We start from the raw sequence: 17900 nt of genomic DNA on the forward strand, positions 1-17900 counted from the left end.
CGCGGCTCGTACCCGTACGGAGTGCCTAGTGGGCGCCGACTCCGGTGAGGGACTTGACCTCCAGCTCCGCGTACTTCCCGGCGTCCGGCTCCTCCTTGGACAGGAGCGATCCGATCAGGCCGAGCAGGAAGCCGACGGGGATCGAGATCAGGCCGGGGTTCTCCAGCGGGAACCAGTGGAAGTCGACGCCCTTGAACATCGACGTCTTCGGGTTGCCGGAGACGACCGGCGAGAACAGGACGAGCACGACCGCCGTGGTCAGACCGCCGTAGATCGACCACAGCGCGCCCTGGGTGGTGAAGCGCTTCCAGAAGAGGCTGTAGAGGATGGTCGGCAGGTTGGCGGAGGCGGCGACCGCGAAGGCGAGCGCCACCAGACCGGCGACGTTCAGATCGCGGGCGAAGGCGCCGAGCACGATGGCGACGGCCCCGATGAAGACGGTCGCCCAGCGCGCGGCCCGGACCTCCTCCTTCTCGGTCGCCTTCCCCTTGCGGATGACGTTGGCGTAGATGTCGTGCGCGAAGGAGGACGAGGAGGCGAGGGTGAGGCCCGCGACGACCGCGAGGATCGTGGCGAAGGCGACCGCCGAGATCACCGCGAGCAGGATCGCGCCCCCGTTGGAGCCGCTGCCGCCGCCGATCTCCAGGGCCGCCAGGGGCGCCGCCGTGTTGCCCGCCGGGTTGGAGGCGGTGATGTCGCCCGGTTTGAGCAGCGCGGCCGCGCCGAAGCCGAGCACGATCGTCATCAGGTAGAAGGCGCCGATGATGCCGATCGCCCAGTTCACCGACTTACGGGCGGCCTTGGCGGTGGGGACGGTGTAGAAGCGGATCAGGATGTGCGGCAGCCCGGCCGTGCCGAGCACCAGGGCGAGGCCGAGCGAGATGAAGTCCAGTTTGGAGGTGCCGGTCTTGCCGTACTTGAGGCCGGGCTCCAGGAAGGCGCTGCCCTTGCCGCTGTTCTCGGCGGCCGTGCCGAGCAGGTCCGACAGGTTGAAGTTGAACTTCAGCAGGATCAGGAAGGTGATCAGGATGGTGCCCGCGATGAGCAGGACCGCCTTGACCATCTGCACCCAGGTGGTGCCCTTCATGCCGCCGATCGTCACGTACACGATCATGAGCACGCCGACCAGAGCGACGATGAGGATCTTGCCCGCGTCGCTGGTGATGCCGAGCAGCAGCGAGACCAGGACGCCCGCTCCGGCCATCTGCGCCAGCAGGTAGAAGATCGAGACGACGATGGTGGAGGTGCCGGCCGCCGTCCGTACGGGCCGCTGGCGCATCCGGTACGCGAGCACGTCGCCCATGGTGTAGCGGCCGGAGTTGCGCAGCGGCTCGGCGACCAGGAGCAGCGCCACCAGCCAGGCGACCAGGAAGCCGATCGAGTACAGGAAGCCGTCGTAGCCGAAGAGCGCGATGGCCCCGGCGATGCCGAGGAAGGACGCGGCGGACATGTAGTCGCCGGAGACCGCCAGGCCGTTCTGGAAGGCGGTGAACTGGCGGCCGCCCGCGTAGAAGTCGGCCGCGCTCTTGGTCTGGCGGCCCGCCCAGACGGTGATGACCAGGGTCGCGACGACGAACACCGAGAAGAGCGCGATGATCAGCGGCCGGTGTTCGCTGGTGGGGGTCGCCGCGAGCTGGAGGTGGGCGTACGGGGCGCTCATGCGTCGGCCTCCATGCGGGACTTGATCGCCTCGGAGCGCGGGTCAAGCTTGGCGGACGCGTACCGCGAGTAGAACCAGGCGATGAGGAAGGTGGTGAGGAACTGGGCGAGACCGAGGACGAGCGCCACGTTGATGTTGCCGAACAGCTTGTGGCCCATGAAGCCGCCCGCGTAGTTCGACAGCAGGACGTACAGCAGGTACCAGGCGATGAAGGCGACCGTCAGCGGGAACGCGAACCGGCGGTGGGTGCGGCGCAGTTCGGCGAATTCCTCGCTCGCCTGCACCTCGACGAACTTCTCGGTGGGGGGCTGGGCGGGGCGCGTGTCGATACCGCCTTCGGGCGGTGGCACGTCGGTGGCCACGGAGTCTCCTCGCGATGCGGGTGCGGTGGGGATGGACGTCAAGGGGGACCTCACTGTCGGGGACGGGTGATGGCGGTCCCCCTGACAACGGCACGGAGGGCGTCACGTCTCGGTTCAGACCGGTCGTTTTTCTCGGCACCGCCTTCACGGCGTTCGCACAACTTCTCGGAACAAGACGCCCGAACTCGTTGATGGGCCCGCATGATCAGCGATAGCTTCGCTGGTCATGTACCCGTCCAGCCGTGACCCGCGGCCGGGCGGCTCTCACGGATGATGTGGAGAACCCATGGCTCATCTGGGATCCGGACGGCGACGGGCCCTCGTGCTCCCCGCCGGCCTGGCGCTCACGGCCTCGCTCGGCTTCCTCCCGGCGGGCACGGCCTCGGCCGCACCGGCCCCCGCCACCGACGGACCGAACCTCTCGTACGTCGTCAACACCACCGGCGGACACGGCACTTCGGCCCGGGTGCAGAAGGCGATAGCGAAGGCGGGCGGCACGGTCGTCGTCTCGTACGACCGGATAGGCGTGGTCGTGGTGCACTCCACGAACCCCGCGTTCGCCCAGGAGATACGCCGGGCCAAGGGCGTCACCTCCGCCGGTGCCACCCGTACGACGCCCCTGAAGGCGCAGGCGACCACCGAGGAGGGCACCACCCAGGCGCTCACCCCGGCCGAGGCCGCCAAGGCGAAGGCGGCGGCCGCGCCCGGCCAGGAGCCCCTTGAGGCCAACCAGTGGGACCTGCGGGCGATCGGCGCCGACAAGGCCGCCAAGATCTACCCGGGCAGCCGCCGGGTCACCGTCGGCGTGATCGACACCGGGGTCGACGACACCCACCCGGACCTCGCCCCGAACTTCTCCGCGTCCCAGTCGGCCAACTGCGTGGGCGGCGTCGCCGACACCTCGCCGGGCGCCTGGCGGCCGTACACGGGCGGCAGCGACCACGGCACGCACGTCGCGGGCGAGATAGCCGCGGCCCGCAACGGGGTCGGCGTCGCCGGGGTCGCGCCCGGCGTCAAGGTCGCCGGGATCAAGGTCGCCGAGCAGGGCAGCGGGCTGTTCTTCACCGAGGCGGTGGTCTGCGGGTTCGTCTTCGCCGCCGAGCACCACATCGACGTCACCAACAACAGCTACTACGTGGACCCCTGGTACTTCAACTGCAAGAGCGACCCGGACCAGAAGGCGCTGCTCGACGCGGTGACCCGGGCCAGCAGGTACGCCGAGCACAAGGGCGTCCTCAACGTGGCGGCGGCGGGCAACGAGAACTACGACCTGTCCAAGCACGCCCTCACCGACACCTCCAGCCCGGACGACCAGCCCGCGCCGCACCCCACGGTGACCGTGGACCCGGCCAAGTGCCCGGACATCCCGGCCCAGTTGCCAGGGGTCGTCACAGTCGCGGCGACGGGTGTGCAGAACGTCAAGTCGTACTACTCCAGCTACGGCCTGGGCCAGATCGACGTGGCCGCGCCGGGCGGTGACAAGTACCAGATCCCGGACACTCCGGACAAGAACGGCCGGATCCTGTCGACGATCCTGGGCGGCCAGTACGGCTACAAGCAGGGCACGTCCATGGCCACGCCGCACGTCGTCGGCGTCGCCGCGCTCCTGAAGTCCAAGAACCCGTGGGCATCGCCCCAGGAGCTGCGGGAGATGCTCAAGGAGCAGGCCGACAACCCCGGCTGCCCCACCGGCCTGTACGACCCGGACGGCAACGGCGTCCAGGACTCCACCTGTGAGGGCGGCAAGCGCGTCAACGGCTTCTACGGCCGGGGCGTCGTCAACGCGCTGAGCGCGGTGACGGAGTAGCGGCACCACTCGGGGGGCGGGGCGCGGCCGAGCGGCGCCCCGCCCCCTTCGCCCAGCACGTCTGCGTACCTCCCGCACAGCACCTCTCCGCTCCTTTCCGTACGTACCGAGACATTCGTCAACCACATGGAGCTCCCATGACGTTGCGCCTCTCCCGTACGCACCGCGCCCTCGCCGTCTCCGTCGGCATGGCGACCATCACCGCGCTCGCGGTCCTGCCGGGCACGGCGTCGGCCATGCCGACGGGCGGCGCGGCCACCAAGGCCGCCCCGGCCGCCGCCTCGCCCTCGCTCAGCTATGTCGTCAACCTCCGCAAGGGGTACGGGCACACGGACAAGGTCAGAAGGGCGATCGAGGCGGCCGGGGGCACGGTCGTCCAGTCCTACGACCGGATCGGCGTGATCGTCGTCCACTCCGCCGACCCCGGCTTCGCGCAGGCCATGCGGGCGGTACGGGGAGTCGAGTCGGCCGGGGCGACCCGGACCGCGCCGCTGCCCGCGCAGACGACGACCGACGTCGGCACGCCCAGGACGCTCACCGCCGAGGAGGTACGGGCCGCCACCGCCGGGGCCGCGGCGGGCGAGGACCCGCTGGAGCCGCTCCAGTGGGACCTGAAGGCCATCAAGGCGGACAAGGCGCACGAGAAGACCCTGGGCAGTTCCCGGGTGACCGTCGGCGTCATCGACACGGGCGTGGACGACACCCACCCGGACATCGCGCCCAACTTCGACCGCGCCAAGTCGGTGAGCTGCATCGGCGGCACGCCGGACACCAGCGACGGCGCCTGGCGGCCGTTCACCACCGGCGGCTCCCCGCACGGCACGCATGTGGCGGGCGAGATAGCCGCGGCCAAGAACGGCGTCGGGGTCACGGGTGTGGCCCCCGGGGTGAAGGTCGCCGCCATCAAGGTCTCCACCCAGGGCGGCAGCTTCTTCTACACGGAGGCCGTCGTCTGCGGCTTCATGTGGGCCGCCGACCACGGCATCGACGTGACCAACAACAGCTATTACACCGACCCCTGGTACTTCAACTGCAAGACCGACCCGGACCAGAAGGCGCTGGTCGAGGCGATCACCCGGGCCAGCCGGTACGCCGAGTCCAAGGGCACGGTGAACGTGGCGGCGGCGGGCAACGAGAGCTACGACCTCGCGGCCGACTCGATCACCGACCCGGCCAGCCCCAACGACTCCACGCCGGGCGACCGGACCGTCGACCCGAGCGAGTGCCTCGACATCCCGACCCAGCTGCCGGGGGTGGTCACGGTCGCCGCGACCGGGGCCAAGGGGCTGAAGTCCTCGTTCTCCAACTACGGCCTGGGCGTCGTCGACGTGGCGGCGCCGGGCGGCGACTCCACCGCGTACCAGCCGCCGCAGGCCCCGGCCACCAGCGGGCTGATCCTGGGCCCGGTGCCCGGCGGCAAGTGGGCCTACATGGCGGGTACGTCGATGGCGACCCCGCACGTGGTGGGCGTGGCCGCGCTGCTCAAGTCCGCGCACCCGCACGCGCCCGCCTGGAAGATCAAGGAGCTCCTGAAGGAGGGCGCGGACGCGACGGCCTGCCCCGACCCGTACGACATCGACGGGGACGGGAAGGCGGACGCCGTCTGCGAGGGCGGTCGGCATCACAGCGGGTTCTACGGGGCGGGGATCGTCAACGCCCTCGACGCGGTCCGCTAGCGGGTGGGGCGGGGCCGGGCGGAACCACTCGCCCGGCCCCGGCCCTCACGGCTTGATCAGGACCTTCAGGGCGGTGCGCTCGTCCATCGCCTTGTAGCCGCCGGGGACGCCGTCGATGCCGACCGTCAGGTCGAAGACCGGGGACGGGTCGACCGCGCCGGACAGGACGTCCGGGAGCAGTTCGGGGATGTAGGCGCGGACCGGGGCCACGCCGCCGCGCAGGGCGATGTTGCGGTCGAACATGACGCTCAGGTCGAGGCCGGTGCCGCTGCCGTGCGGGACGCCGACGTAGCCGATGGCGCCGCCGTCGCGGGTGATCTCGACGGCCGTGCGCATCGACTGCTCGGTGCCGACCGCCTCGATGACCGCGTGCGCGCCCTGGCCCCGGGTCAGCTCGCGCACCGCGTCCACGGCGGCCTCGCCGCGCTCGGCCACGACGTCCGTGGCGCCGAAGGTGCGCGCGATGTCGGTGCGGACCTGGTGGCGTCCGAGCGCGATGATCCGCTCGGCGCCGAGCCGCTTGGCCGCCAGGACGCCGCAGAGGCCGACGGCCCCGTCACCGACGACGGCGACCGTGGAGCCGCGCTTCACGCCCGCGCCGACGGCCGCGTGGTGGCCCGTGCCGAGCACGTCGGAGAGGGCCAGCAGGGCGGTGAGCAGGTGGTCGTCGGCGGCCGCGGCGGCGGGCAGCTTGACCAGCGTGCCGTCGGCGAACGGCACCCGGACCGCCTCGCCCTGGCCGCCGTCGGATCCCACCGAGCCCCAGAACCCGCCCTGCGGGCAGGACGTCTGGAGCCCTTCGGCGCAGTACTCGCAGCTGCCGTCGGACCAGACGAAGGGCGCGACCACGAGGTCCCCGGCCCGGAAGCCGTTCACCTCGGCGCCCGCCTCCTCGACCACGCCGAGGAACTCGTGCCCGATCCGCTGCCCGGGCTGCCGCTCGGACTCGCCCCGGTAGGCCCACAGGTCGCTGCCGCAGATACAGGCCCGCAGCACCCGCACGACCGCGTCGGTGGGGAACCGGACCACGGGGTCGGGCACGTCCTCCACCCGGATGTCGTGGGGGGCGTGGATGACGGTGGCGCGCATGGGGCAGATCCTTGCTGGTCAGTCGGGGTGCGTACGGGAACCGGCCGTACGGGGAGTCCGTCTCTCACCGTACGCCTGTGCCAGGAGTGCCTGCGCGCCGAGCGGAACGGCCCTCGCCCGGAATCCGGCACGGCTGCGGGCGTAGGATTCCCTCCTCCGGGGCCTTGGGGAGGTCAACTGCCGTGGCAGGCATGGAAGTCGCGCTCGTACGTCTCGCGGGCACGGTGCTCTCCACCGTCGCCAAGTCCCTCCTGAGCCCGAAACCCGGCGCGGGCCTGGTGTCCGCCCCCGTCCGCCCGCTGCCGGGGCCCGCGTCGCCGGAGCGGCTGGCGAAGGTGCTCGGGCGGCGTCTGACGGACGCGTACGGCTCGCTGCCGGAGCACGAGCGGACGGCGGCGGCCGAAGCGGTGGCGGACACGTTCGCGGCGGCGGGCGAGATCACGCCGGACCACCTGTTCTCGCTGGGCCTGGAGCCCGGGCGGCTGCGCGCGCGACTGCGCCGCCCGCACCCCGGGCCGGGTGAGGCCCTGTACGAGGAGCTCCTCGGGCTCTGCTGCGCCCATGTGGTGGAGCAGCTGACCGCGCACCCCGCGTTCGCCGCCCGGGCGGCGGTGGAGCAGGTGCGGGCGGCGGGGCGGACGCACGACCTGGTGGCGGACGTACGCGACCGGCTCGGCCCGCGCGCGGAGGCGACGGCCCTGAGCTTCGAGGAGCGGTACGCGGCCTATGTGACCGAGACGCACGGGCGGCTCGAACTGTTCGGGCTGACGCTGGGCCGCTCGCGCGGCGAGTGGGCGCTGGACACGGCCTACATCAGCCTCGCGGTGAGCGGGGAGCGCGGGGACTTCGGGCTTGCCCGGGGCGACCAGGTCGCGGTCAAGGCCGAGCAGGCGCTCGCCGGCGCCGACCGCCTGGTGCTGCGGGGCCCGGCCGGCTCGGGCAAGAGCACGCTGGTGCAGTGGCTGGCCCTCAACGCCGCCCGGCGCACCTTCACCGGGGAGCTGGCGGACTGGAACCGGTGCGTCCCCTTCGTTCTGCGGCTGCGCGCCTTCACCCAGGCCGACGCGCTGCCTCTGCCCGACGAGTTCCTGCGGGCGGCCGGGGTGCCGCTGCACGTGCCCGCCGGGTGGGTGGAGCAGCTGCTCCGGGGCGGCCGGGCGCTCGTCCTGGTGGACGGGGTGGACGAGGTCCCGACGCGGCTGCGCGCCCGTACCGAGGCCTGGCTGAAGTCGCTGATCGCCGCCTTCCCGAACGCGCGGTACGTCGTCACCACCCGCCCCTCCGCCGTGCCCGTGGACTGGCTCTCCCGGCAGGGCTTCGCGGCCCACTCGCTGCTGCCGATGGAGCGGGACGACATCCGCGCGTTCATCGGGCACTGGCACGACGCCGCGCGCGGCGAGTGCCTGAGCGACGCCGAACGGGCGCGGCTCGCCACGTACGAGACCTCACTGCGGCAGGCGGTCGGCAGCCGCCGCGACCTGGGGCGGCTCGCCACCAACCCGCTGATGTGCGCCCTGCTGTGCGCCCTCAACCGGGACCGCCGGATGCAACTGCCGCGTGCCCGCAAGGAGTTGTACGACGCGGCCCTGGACATGCTGCTCGTACGACGGGACACGGAACGCGAGATCGCGGGCGTGGAGGGCGTCGAGCTCACGCGTGAGGAGCAGACCGCGCTCCTCCAGCGGCTCGCGTACTGGCTGATCCGCAACGCCCAGGTCGAGGCCGAGCAGGACGAGGCCAGGGAGATGATCGCGGACTGGCTCACCGCGATGCCGCAGGTGCGCGGCACGGCGGAGCAGGCCTTCGCCCATCTGCTGATCCGCAGCGGCCTGCTGCGCGAACCGGCCCCCGGGACCGTGGGTTTCGTGCACCGCACGTTCCAGGACTACCTGGGCGCGAAGGCGGCGGTGGAGTCACGCGACTTCGGTGTGCTGGCGGCCAACGCGCACGACGACACGTGGGATGACGTCGTCCAGATGGCCGTCGGCCACGCGCGCGCGGACGAACGCACCCGTCTGCTCAAGCAGTTGCTCCGGCGGGCCGACCGGGCGCCGAAGCTGCGGCATCGGCTGGTGCTGCTGGCGGCGGCGTGCCTGGAGCACGCGCCCGAGCTGGATCCCGCGATCCGGGAGACGGTCCAGGCGCGGACGCGGGAGCTGTTGCCGCCTCGTTGTCTGGATGACGCGGAGAAGCTGGCGAAGGTGGGGGAGCTGGTGCTTGAGCTGCTGCCGGGGCCGGAGGGGCTTGATGAGTACGAGGCGGGGGCGGTGGTGCGGACGGCCGCGGCGATTCGGGGGGATGCGGCGTTCGAGGTGATCTCGCGGTTCCGGGGGGATGGGCGGGGGCCGGTGGCCACGCAGGTCTCGGCGGCCTGGGGGTCCTTCGACACCGAGGAGTACGCGCGCGAGGTGTTGGCGGCGGGGACCTGGGACGGAGCCGTGCTGACCGCCACGACTCCGGAGCAGTTGCTCGCCCTCCGTCTGGTCCCCGGCGCCCACCGTGTCCAGGTCACGGGCAATCACTCCGATCTCACCCCGGTGGCCGAAGTCCGAGAAGCGGAGTACGTCTTCCTCTACGGCAGCATGGACCTCACGGATCTCACTCCGCTGGCCTCGCTCCCCCGGCTCAAACAGCTGGGTCTGAGCCGGTGTTCGGCGCTGCGGGACCTGACCCCGATCGCCCGGCCCGACCTAGAGCACATCTCCCTCTACATGCTCGACCCGGACCTCTCGCTGGATCCCCTGCGGGAGGCGACCGGCCTCAAGAGCGCCTTCATCGGCCATCCCGCGCTGATCGAGAGTGTCGCCGAACTGCCCCTGGGGCCCCTGCTGACCAGGCTCGTACTGGAGCGCCAGATCCGGTACGCAAGCCTCGACGGTATCGAACGCTGGCCGCTCCTCACCGATCTGACGCTCGCCGGACAGGCGCAGCTACGGCAACTGCGCGCGATGCCCGACCTGCTCGGACGGCTGTCCTACTTGGGGCTGCACGAGCTCGAATCCCTCGATCTGCGCCTGCTCGGGGGCGCCACCGAGCTCCGGAGCCTGGCCTTGACCGAGTGCGAGCTCCCGGCCGGGCTGGGGGCTCTGCGCGAGCTTCCGCGGTTGACCCGGCTGTGGATCTCCAGATCGACGACGGCCGGACACCCCCTCGATCTGGCCCCGTTGGCCGATCTCCCCGCGCTCACCATCACGGTGCCGGACGACACCCCCTTCCTCGGCGCCGACCTCATCCCGCCGGAACGGCTGCAGACGTTCCGCACCCGCCCCTGACCCTCACACCCCCACCGCCCCCAGCACCGCCCCCGCCGCGTACGTCACCCCCATGGCCACCGCGCCCCCGGCCATGTTGCGCAGGACCGCCGCGGGGGCCGGCGCCGCCCCCAGCCGCGCGCTGCCCCAGCCCGTGAGGGCCAGGGCCGCCAGGACCGAGGTGACCGTCACGTACAGGCGGACCGAGGACGGGGGCAGGACGATGGCCAGGAGGGGGAGCAGGGCGCCGGCCGTGAAGGCCAGGAAGCTGGCGCCCGCCGCGTGCCAGGGGTTGGCCAGCTCGTCGGGGTCGATGCCGAGCTCCACGCGCGCGTGGGCGCGCAGCGCGTCGCGCTCGGTGAGCTGCTGCGCCGCCTCCCGCGCCACCCCGGCGCTGAGGCCGCGGTCCTCCAGCAGACCGCTCAGCTCCTCCAGTTCGGCCGCCGGGTCCTCGCGCAGCTCGCGCCGCTCCTGCGCGAGGGCCGCCTTCTCGGAGTCGCGCTGGGTGGACACGGAGACGTACTCGCCCGCCGCCATCGACATCGAGCCGGCGAGAAGACCGGCGAGGCCCGCCGTCAGCAGGGCGGAGCGGTCGTCCGTCGCGCCCGCCACGCCGACGACGAGGCCCGCCGTGGACACGATGCCGTCGTTGGCGCCGAGGACCGCCGCCCGCAGCCAGTTCAGGCGCGTGCCGAGGGCGCCCTGGTGGGCCTCGTCGTGGCCCTGGGCCGTCTCCGCTTCCGTCATGCGGCGAAGGGTCTCACCCGCCGCCTCACCACACGCGTACCGACCCACCCAGGGCGAACACCGGGCTCGTCGCGTCCGGCGGGATCTCCTTCAGCGGCTCGGCGATCTCCTCGACCGTCGGGCCCACCTTCGCCGCGACGGTGTCCAGGTACGGCAGGTCGAAGCCGTAGACATGGGCCGCGTTGCCGCCCACCATCCGCGCGACCTCGTCCCTCGGCAGGCCCGCGTACGCGATCCGCAGGCCCTCGCGGGAGTACGGGGTGGTGCCCTCGTCGTGCGGGTAGTCGCTGCCCCACATGATCTTGTCGAGGCCGATCCGGTCGCGCAGCGGCACCTCGTGGGGGCGCATGAAGCTGGCGCCCACATAGCAGTTGTCGCGCCACACCGCGCTCGGGCCCTTGCCCATCGACTCGGCCAGGCCCGCACCGAACTTGGACTCCGCCGTCGCCGCCCGGCTCGCCGCCGACACCAGCCGCTCGTGGTAGTAGTCGAGCATCTCGATCACGCCGGGGATCCAGCCCGAGCCCTGCTCGGTGAGGACCAGCTTCAGCGACGGGTGGCGGCGGAAGGCGCCGCCGAAGATCAGGTGCCACAGGGCCCGGTGCGAGAACCACGTCGTCTCCACCATGAAGACGGCCCGCGCGGCCGGTTCCTCGCCCAGCGGCGGCGAGGCGGAGCCGCCGTGGTGGTTGACGGGCACGTCGAGGTCGGCGCAGGCCGCCCAGACCGGGTCGTGGACGGCCGAGTACAGCTCGGGGACGCCCGAGCCGGGCGGTGCGCCCGGGAGCATGATGCCGCCGGTCAGGCCCGCCTCCTTGGTCCGGCGGATCTCCGCCACCGCCGCGTCGACGTCGCCGAGCAGGATCTGCGCCACGCCCGCCCTGCGGCCCGGCACCAGCCCGCAGAAGTCCGCCAGCCACCGGTTGTGGGCCCGCAGGCCCGCCCAGCGCTGGTCGAGCTCCTCGCGCGTGGGCGCGGGCGCCATCAGGGAGGCCGAGGGGAAGAACGGCGGGATGGTGTTGGGGAACACCACCTCCGCGACGATCCCGTCCGCCTCCAGCTCGGCCACCCGGCGTTCGGAGTTCCAGTTGCGGTCGGCGGTGTCGGCGAGCAGGTCCTCGTGCGGATTGACGTAGGTGGCGGCCCAGGCGTCGAAGTCGTCGTGGTACCGCTTCTCCAGATACGGCTTGTAGTCGAGGAGGTCGGCGCCCGCGTGGCAGTCCGCCGAGATCACGGTGTAGCGGTCGGTGCTCATGACACCCCCAGGACCGGGAAGTCGTGCTCGGTCAGCCAGTGCCGCCCCACCTCGCGCGAGCGCGCCCAGGACGCCTCGACCGCCGACTGGTCCTCGCTCTGGCCGAGTTCGGCCGGGGTCGGGCCGATGCGGCGGGCCAGCGGGGCCAGTTTCGCGGTGTCGAAGCCGAAGACCTCGGCCGCCGCGAGCCCCAGCATCCGGCGCGTCTCCGCCACCGGGATGTCGTGGAAGGTCCTGCGCAGCCACTCGCGGGTGTGCGGCCAGGTGCCCTCCGGGTGCGGGAAGTCGGAGCCCCACAGGATGTTGTCGACGCCGATCTCGTAGCGCTGGGCCAGCTCGCGGCGCTTGGTGTTGGTCGCGCAGACGAAGACCTGCCGGTCCAGGTACTCGCTCGGCGGCCGCTTCAGCTCGGCGAACGGCGAGAGCTTCTTGCCGCCGTGCGCGCCCAGGTACAGCCGGTCCATGAACCAGAGCAGGTTGGGCAGCCACCAGCAGCCCGACTCCGCGACCCCGAAGCGGAGTCCCGGATGGCGCTCGAAGACACCGGACCAGAGCAGGAACCACAGCGGCCGGGCGGGCCACCAGGTGACCTCGCTGACGTAGATGCCGAGGTGGTCGCCGTACTCGTGGCGGGGTGCCGCCCCCGAATGGGTGACGACCGGCATCCCGGTCTCGGCGGCGGCCGCCCAGACGGGGTCGTAACGGCGGTCGTGGTACGGGGCCTTGTCCACCCACATCGAGGGGATCATCAGCGCGCCGAGCCCGGACTCCTTGGCCCGGTGGATTTCCGCGACCACGCGCGCGACGTCGCCCGTCACCGGCAGCAGGGCGACCCCGCAGTGCCGTGCCGCGTTTTCGGCGTCCCCGCCCACGAACTCGGCCAGCCAGCGGTTGTGCGCCTGCGCGCCCGCCATCCCCAGCTCGGGGTCCTGGTCGCCGGAGAGGCCAAGGCCCACCCCGAAGGGCGCGGCGGTGCGGCTGTCGACGGCGTCCGCGTCGGGGAAGACGACCTCGGCGGCCACCCCGTCCCCGTCGAGCTCCTTGAGCCTGCGGGCGGCGTCCCAACCGCCCTTCAGGCCCTCCTCGTTGTCGGCGAACCACTTGTCCGCGAAGGCCTCGTTGCGCACGCCGAGGCGGGTCATCTCCTCGCGGCGGCGGTCGCGCCCGTCGAGGAAGTCGTCGAAGTCGCGGTGGAAACGGGAATCGAGATAGGGCCGGTACCGCTCGGTGGGGAGCCCGGCGTGGCAGTCGGAGGAGATGATCAGATACGGGTCGTGCTGTGCGCCTGGCGATGTGCTGCTCTTCGGCATGGCGGATCCCTCAGTCCAGTATGAAGCTCTCCAAGTACGACGGATTGGCCCGGCCCAGCATCGACTGCGACCTCGCCCTGATCTGGCGGTCGCTGTGCTCGCTCGGCGGGAGCATCCAGAAGCGGTCGGCCCGGATGCCGTCGACGACCGTCTCGGCGACCTCCTCGACCGGGGTGAACTCGATCTCCTGCCCGGCCGCCCTCATCGCCGCCTCCCACTGGCCCAGGCTGCGGTAGGGCGCCTTGCGCGGGCGCTCCTTGGCGTACCGGGCCGGGCGGTTGCGGTGCGACTCCCACAGTCCGGTGCGCAGCATGTGCGGCCCGGGGAAGAGCACGGACGCGCCCACGCGCGCGTGCTCCGCCTTCAGGTGCGCGTACAGCGACTCGGTCATGGTGACGACGGCCGCCTTGGTGACCGCGTACACGGAGGCGGTGGGCAGCGGCGCGATCCCGCCGTCGGCCGACGAGGTGTTGACCACGTGGCCCGGCTCGCCGGAGGCGATCATGCGGGGCACGAAGGCCTGGATGCCGTGGAAGACGCCCCACACGTTGACGGCGAAGGCCCACTTCCAGTCGTTGACCTCGTGCTCCCACATCCGGCCCTCGGCGCCCGAGCCGACGCCCGCGTTGTTGCACAGGACGTGGACGCCCCCGAACGTGTCGTACGCCGCGTCCGCCAGCTCCCGTACGGACGCGCGCTCCGAGACGTCCGCCACGCGCGCGTGGACCCGCGCCCCCTCCTCGCGCAGCTCCTGCGCCGCCTTCTCCAGGGCCGCCTCCTCGACGTCCGCGAGGACCACCTTGAGCCCCTCGGCCGCGAACCGGCGGGCCATGGCGAGCCCGATCCCGCTCGCCGCGCCGGTGACGACGGCGACCTGTCCCTCGGCGAGCCGCATCACACGCTCCCCGCCGGGGGCCCGTCGAGGATCTGCTGCGGGTCGTCGTAGCGCTGGTGGATGTACGGCAACAGGGCCTCGGCGCTGACCCGTTCGGCCACCCGGCCGCGCTGGTCGGTGGTCTTCTCGCCGATCGTGATCTCCACGACGCGCCGCACCGGGAGGTCCGCGACCGGGTCGTACATCGACTCGCGCAGCACCACGTCCCCGGTGATCCGCTCCAGCTTGCGGACCTTCTCGTTGCGTACGCAGTGCACGAGCACCGGGTCCGCGTCGAAGCCCTCGCCGTCCACGGCGGGCAGGAACTTGAAGTAGAAGTCGGTCTTCTCCACCGGTTCCGGCAGCGGCAGCACGCTGTCGACCGCGCCGCGCACCTCGACGAAGGCGATGCCGTGCCGGGCGAGCGCGGCCCGCACGACCAGGCCGTCCCGCTCGACGGTGACCTCGCCGAGCTTCTTCGGCTCGCCGAACACCTCGCGCCCGCCGATCAGCGCCCGCTCATGGGTCATCGGCATCACCAGCGGATACCAGCCGGGCTGCCCGTCGTGCACGGCGGACACCGCCACCGAGCCCGCGCCGAGCGGATAGCCGGGCAGGTCGACCCGGCTGATGTTGGCCCGTACGAGTGAATCCCCGGCGGGCTTGAGCGGCGGCGGCAGCACGGCCGCCACCGCGTCGGGGTCGCTCTCCCAGACGGCCACCACACCGGTGGACCAGATGTCGGGGAGACGGGAGCTCGCGGAGCGCGCGGCCCGGATCTCGTCCTCGGTCCGCGCGCCGTACCGTACGCGTGCCATGGCGTACCACCCTTCCTGGGTTGTGCCTCGCAGTGCCGTTCCCCCGGGTCTGTAACACAGTTACACCGAGGCCGATGAAGGGTAAAGAGCCGTGCGGCGACCGGAGTTGGGAGGGCGCGGGCCATGACGCGTACGTCTCTGAGCCGCGAGGAGGTCCTGGCGGCCGCCGGGTCCCTGGTCAGACAGCACGGGCCGGCCGCCCTCACCATGCGCAAGCTCGCCGCCGAGCTGGGCACGGCGGTCACCTCGATCTACTGGCACGTCGGCAACCGCGAGTCGCTGCTCGACGCGCTCGTCGAGCGGACCGTGCGGGAGCTGGGCGAGATCAGCCCGCGCGGGCGCACCCCGGCCGACCGCATCGTCTCGGTCGCCACCGCGCTGCGCCGCCAGCTGCGCGAGCGCCCGCACCTGATCGCGATGGTCCACGAACGCGGCTTGACCGAGCGGATGTTCCTGCCCGCCCAGCAGGCCCTGGTCCACGAGGTCCACGAGGCCGGGCTGCGCGGGAGCGCCGCCGCGCGGGTGGTGCGGGCGGTCCAGTTCCAGGTCGTCGGCCACGTCCTGGTCGAGCGCTACCGCGAGCGGGCTCCGGCGCAGCACCCCGGCGAGGACGAGCTCTGGCACACCGCGCCCACCGAGGACGACCCGGCCCTCGCCCGCGCGCTGGCCCGGCCGCCGGACCCGGAGCGGCTGTTCGCGGCGTCGGTGCGGGCACTGGTCGACGGGCTGCTCGCACAGCCGCGTTGACGGGCGCCGCCCGCGTTGTCAGTGCGGCCCCGTATTCTCTGTGACCATGCTCGACGACCGTACGACAGCAGCAGCGACCTGGCCGACCGCCTACCCGCAGGGGTACGCGGTCGTCGACGTGGAGACCACCGGCCTCGCCCGCGACGACCGGATAATCTCGGCTGCCGTCTACCGCCTGGACGCCCAGGGCAACGTCGAGGACCACTGGTACACGCTGGTGAACCCCGAGCGCGACCCCGGGCCGGTGTGGATCCACGGCCTGACCACCGACGTCCTGGCGGACGCGCCGCTCTTCCCGGACATCGCCGGGGAGTTCGCCGAGCGCCTGGACGGCCGGGTCCTGGTCGCGCACAACGCGATCTTCGACTGGCAGATGATCGCCAGGGAGTACGCACGGGCCAAGCGCACCGCCCCGGTGCGCCAGCGGCTGTGCACCATCGCGCTCTCCAAGGAGCTCGACCTGCCGCTGCCCAACCACAAGCTGGAGTCGCTGGCCGCGCACTTCGGAGTGGTCCAGCAGCGCGCGCACCACGCGCTCGACGACGCGCGCGTGCTGGCCGAGGCGTTCCGCCCGAGCCTGCACGAGGCGGCGCGGGTCGGGGCGCGGCTGCCGCTCCTGGAGTGCCGCCCGCTCACCGAGTGGTCGGACGGCCCGGCCACCCGCCGTATCGGCTACCAGGCCACCGGGTCGTACGGACGCGGTTCCGGCTGGCGGCCCGCGCGCAAGCGCCCGGCGTGCCCGTACCCCAACCCCGGTCGTTACGAAGCGGACAAACCACTCAAGCAGGGCATGCGGGTGGCGTTCTCCGGCGACACCTCCATCGACCGGGAGCTCCTGGAGGACCGCGCGACCGAGGCCGGGCTGCACGTGGCGACCAGCGTCTCCCGGCTGACCAGCCTGCTGGTGACCAACGACCCGGACTCGGCGACCTCCAAGACCGTGAAGGCGAAGTCGTTCGGCACCCCGGTCGTCGACGAGGCGGCCTTCACCCAGCTGCTGCGGGACGTGGCTGCGGCAGACGGGTGACCGTGTGGCGTGCCGCCCGCCGTTGGGGCGCGGCGCGCTCCACCCTGTGGCGCATGGCACGTTGCGAGGTCTGCGGAAACGACTACGGGATGTCCTTCGAGGTGCACGCGCAGGGCGTGGTGCATGTCTTCGACTGCTTCTCGTGCGCCATCCACCGCATGGCGCCCATCTGCGAACACTGCCGGGTCCAGATCATCGGCCAGGGCGTCGAGGTCGAGGGGCACTGGTACTGCGGCGGGCACTGCGCCCGAGCGGAGGGCCGGGTGGGCATCGTCGACAAGGTGTGATCCGGCCGCGTCTGCCTCGTTAGGGCCTTTAAGGCGACGCGTTCGCCCAGTTCCCCGTTCTACGGGGGTGGTCCGCGATAGACCCCCCGACGATACAAGTCGGCTGTACGCACCCCGCCGATGCGGGGGTCCGGCCCCCGGCGGTACCCACTGCCGGGGGGCCTTTCGTCACGTTGTACCGTCGATGCGTGTATCGCTTCCTGTTGTCCCGGCAGTGGGTGCTCGTCACCCTCCTCGCCCTCGTTCTCATCCCCACGATGATCGAGCTGGGCTTCTGGCAGCTGCACCGCCACCAGCACCGCGTCGCGCAGAACACCGTCATCGCGGACAACCTGAAGGCGAAGCCGGTCCCGGTGACCGCGCTCACCTCCCCCGGCCACACCGTCCCGCACGCCCAGTACTGGCGCCGGGTCACCGCCACCGGCACGTACGACACCGCCCACGAGGTCGTGGTGCGCCGCCGCACCGCCGCCGACGGGCGGGTCGGGTACCACGTGCTCACCCCGTTCGTCCTCGACAGCGGGCCGACCGTGCTGATCAACCGCGGCTGGGTGCCGGACAACGGCAGCCAGACCGAGTTCCCGCAGATCCCGGCCCCGCCCAAGGGCGACGTCACGATCACCGGGCGGCTGATGGCCGACCAGACGACGGCGGCCAGCGGCATCAAGGACGTCAAGGGCCTGCCGCCCCGGCAGGTGATGCTGATCAGCAGCGCCCAGCAGCAGAAGGCGCTCGGCCGCCCGGTGCTCGGCGGCTACATCGAGCAGACCGCCCCCGAGGCCGACTCCCCCGAGCTGATCCCGGCGCCGGACCACTCCTCCATCGGCCCGCACATGGCGTACGCCGTGCAGTGGTGGCTGTTCACCGCCGGGGTCCCGGTCGGCTGGGTGATCCTGGTTCGCCGCGAGAAGCGGGACCGGGCCGAGGCAGCGGCCAAGGCGGAGGCGGCGGAGCCCGCACCGGCGACGGCCTGAGCCGGCCCGCAGGCGG

At 72.3% G+C, this 17900-nt stretch carries 15 protein-coding genes; 7 read left to right on the forward strand and 8 right to left on the reverse strand.

The genetic code is table 11. From position 1 onward, the window contains the following. Positions 1-25 precede the first annotated feature (25 nt). Complete coding sequence (locus tag BX283_RS12440) at positions 26-1660, reverse strand: cation acetate symporter (RefSeq protein WP_101387682.1); 1635 nt, start codon at positions 1658-1660, stop codon at positions 26-28. After that, positions 1657-2022, reverse strand: coding sequence for a DUF485 domain-containing protein (locus tag BX283_RS12445; protein WP_101387683.1), 366 nt, complete (start codon positions 2020-2022; stop codon positions 1657-1659). Before BX283_RS12445 ends, BX283_RS12440 begins: the two co-directional genes overlap by 4 nt. Positions 2023-2308: 286 nt before the next feature. On the opposite strand from BX283_RS12445, the gene BX283_RS12450 reads away from it, so the two are divergent. Both BX283_RS12450 and BX283_RS12455 read left to right on the forward strand, forming a co-directional pair. Next, the gene (locus BX283_RS12450; protein ID WP_101387684.1) at positions 2309-3829 is read left to right on the forward strand and encodes a S8 family serine peptidase; all 1521 of its coding nucleotides are present in this window, start codon (positions 2309-2311) and stop codon (positions 3827-3829) included. 137 nt (positions 3830-3966) lie between these two features. Next, a complete protein-coding gene (locus BX283_RS12455; RefSeq protein ID WP_101387685.1) occupies positions 3967-5505 on the forward strand; it encodes a S8 family serine peptidase in 1539 nt (512 codons plus the stop codon). Between the two features lie 45 nt (positions 5506-5550). Here the strand turns inward: BX283_RS12455 and BX283_RS12460 are convergent, their stop codons facing one another. Then, a complete protein-coding gene (locus BX283_RS12460; RefSeq protein WP_101387686.1) occupies positions 5551-6594 on the reverse strand; it encodes a zinc-dependent alcohol dehydrogenase family protein in 1044 nt (347 codons plus the stop codon). 191 nt (positions 6595-6785) lie between these two features. Here BX283_RS12460 and BX283_RS12465 point away from each other — a divergent pair, with 191 nt between their 5' ends. Beyond that, complete coding sequence (locus BX283_RS12465; RefSeq protein ID WP_180357441.1) at positions 6786-9866, forward strand: NACHT domain-containing NTPase; 3081 nt, start codon at positions 6786-6788, stop codon at positions 9864-9866. A 3-nt stretch (positions 9867-9869) separates the two neighbouring features. Here the strand turns inward: BX283_RS12465 and BX283_RS12470 are convergent, their stop codons facing one another. From BX283_RS12470 to BX283_RS12490, 5 genes are read right to left on the reverse strand one after another with little or no spacing between them, the layout of a single operon-like run. Beyond that, positions 9870-10592 carry a VIT family protein gene (locus tag BX283_RS12470; RefSeq protein ID WP_101387687.1) on the reverse strand — a complete coding sequence of 241 codons (723 nt, stop codon included), beginning with the start codon at positions 10590-10592 and terminating at the stop codon, positions 9870-9872. A 25-nt stretch (positions 10593-10617) separates the two neighbouring features. Continuing rightward, positions 10618-11847 carry an amidohydrolase family protein gene (locus BX283_RS12475; protein WP_101387688.1) on the reverse strand — a complete coding sequence of 410 codons (1230 nt, stop codon included), beginning with the start codon at positions 11845-11847 and terminating at the stop codon, positions 10618-10620. Beyond that, on the reverse strand, positions 11844-13157 hold the full coding sequence (locus BX283_RS12480) for an amidohydrolase family protein (protein ID WP_101387689.1): 1314 nt from the start codon (positions 13155-13157) through the stop codon (positions 11844-11846). The genes BX283_RS12475 and BX283_RS12480 overlap by 4 nt, the downstream gene beginning before the upstream one ends. 10 nt (positions 13158-13167) lie before the next feature. Then, positions 13168-14052: an SDR family NAD(P)-dependent oxidoreductase gene (locus BX283_RS12485; protein WP_101387690.1), complete on the reverse strand. Its 885-nt coding sequence runs from the start codon at positions 14050-14052 to the stop codon at positions 13168-13170. Beyond that, the gene (locus BX283_RS12490; protein WP_101387691.1) at positions 14052-14849 is read right to left on the reverse strand and encodes an acetoacetate decarboxylase family protein; all 798 of its coding nucleotides are present in this window, start codon (positions 14847-14849) and stop codon (positions 14052-14054) included. Before BX283_RS12490 ends, BX283_RS12485 begins: the two co-directional genes overlap by 1 nt. A 123-nt stretch (positions 14850-14972) precedes the next feature. On the opposite strand from BX283_RS12490, the gene BX283_RS12495 reads away from it, so the two are divergent. The 4 genes from BX283_RS12495 (at position 14973) to BX283_RS12510 (ending at position 17884) form a co-directional block, all read left to right on the forward strand. Next, positions 14973-15596 carry a TetR/AcrR family transcriptional regulator gene (locus BX283_RS12495; protein ID WP_101387692.1) on the forward strand — a complete coding sequence of 208 codons (624 nt, stop codon included), beginning with the start codon at positions 14973-14975 and terminating at the stop codon, positions 15594-15596. A 40-nt stretch (positions 15597-15636) separates the two neighbouring features. After that, on the forward strand, positions 15637-16623 hold the full coding sequence (locus tag BX283_RS12500) for a DEDDh family exonuclease (RefSeq protein ID WP_180357141.1): 987 nt from the start codon (positions 15637-15639) through the stop codon (positions 16621-16623). 53 nt (positions 16624-16676) lie between these two features. Further along, positions 16677-16910 (forward strand): hypothetical protein, encoded by a 234-nt coding sequence (locus BX283_RS12505; protein ID WP_067160707.1) that lies wholly within the window; start codon positions 16677-16679, stop codon positions 16908-16910. Positions 16911-17098: 188 nt separating this feature from the next. After that, entirely contained in the window at positions 17099-17884 is a 786-nt protein-coding gene (locus tag BX283_RS12510) for an SURF1 family protein (RefSeq protein WP_101387693.1), read from the forward strand. The last annotated feature ends 16 nt before the right edge of the window (positions 17885-17900 follow it).

Source organism: Streptomyces sp. TLI_146 (assembly GCF_002846415.1).
GTDB lineage: Bacteria > Actinomycetota > Actinomycetes > Streptomycetales > Streptomycetaceae > Streptomyces.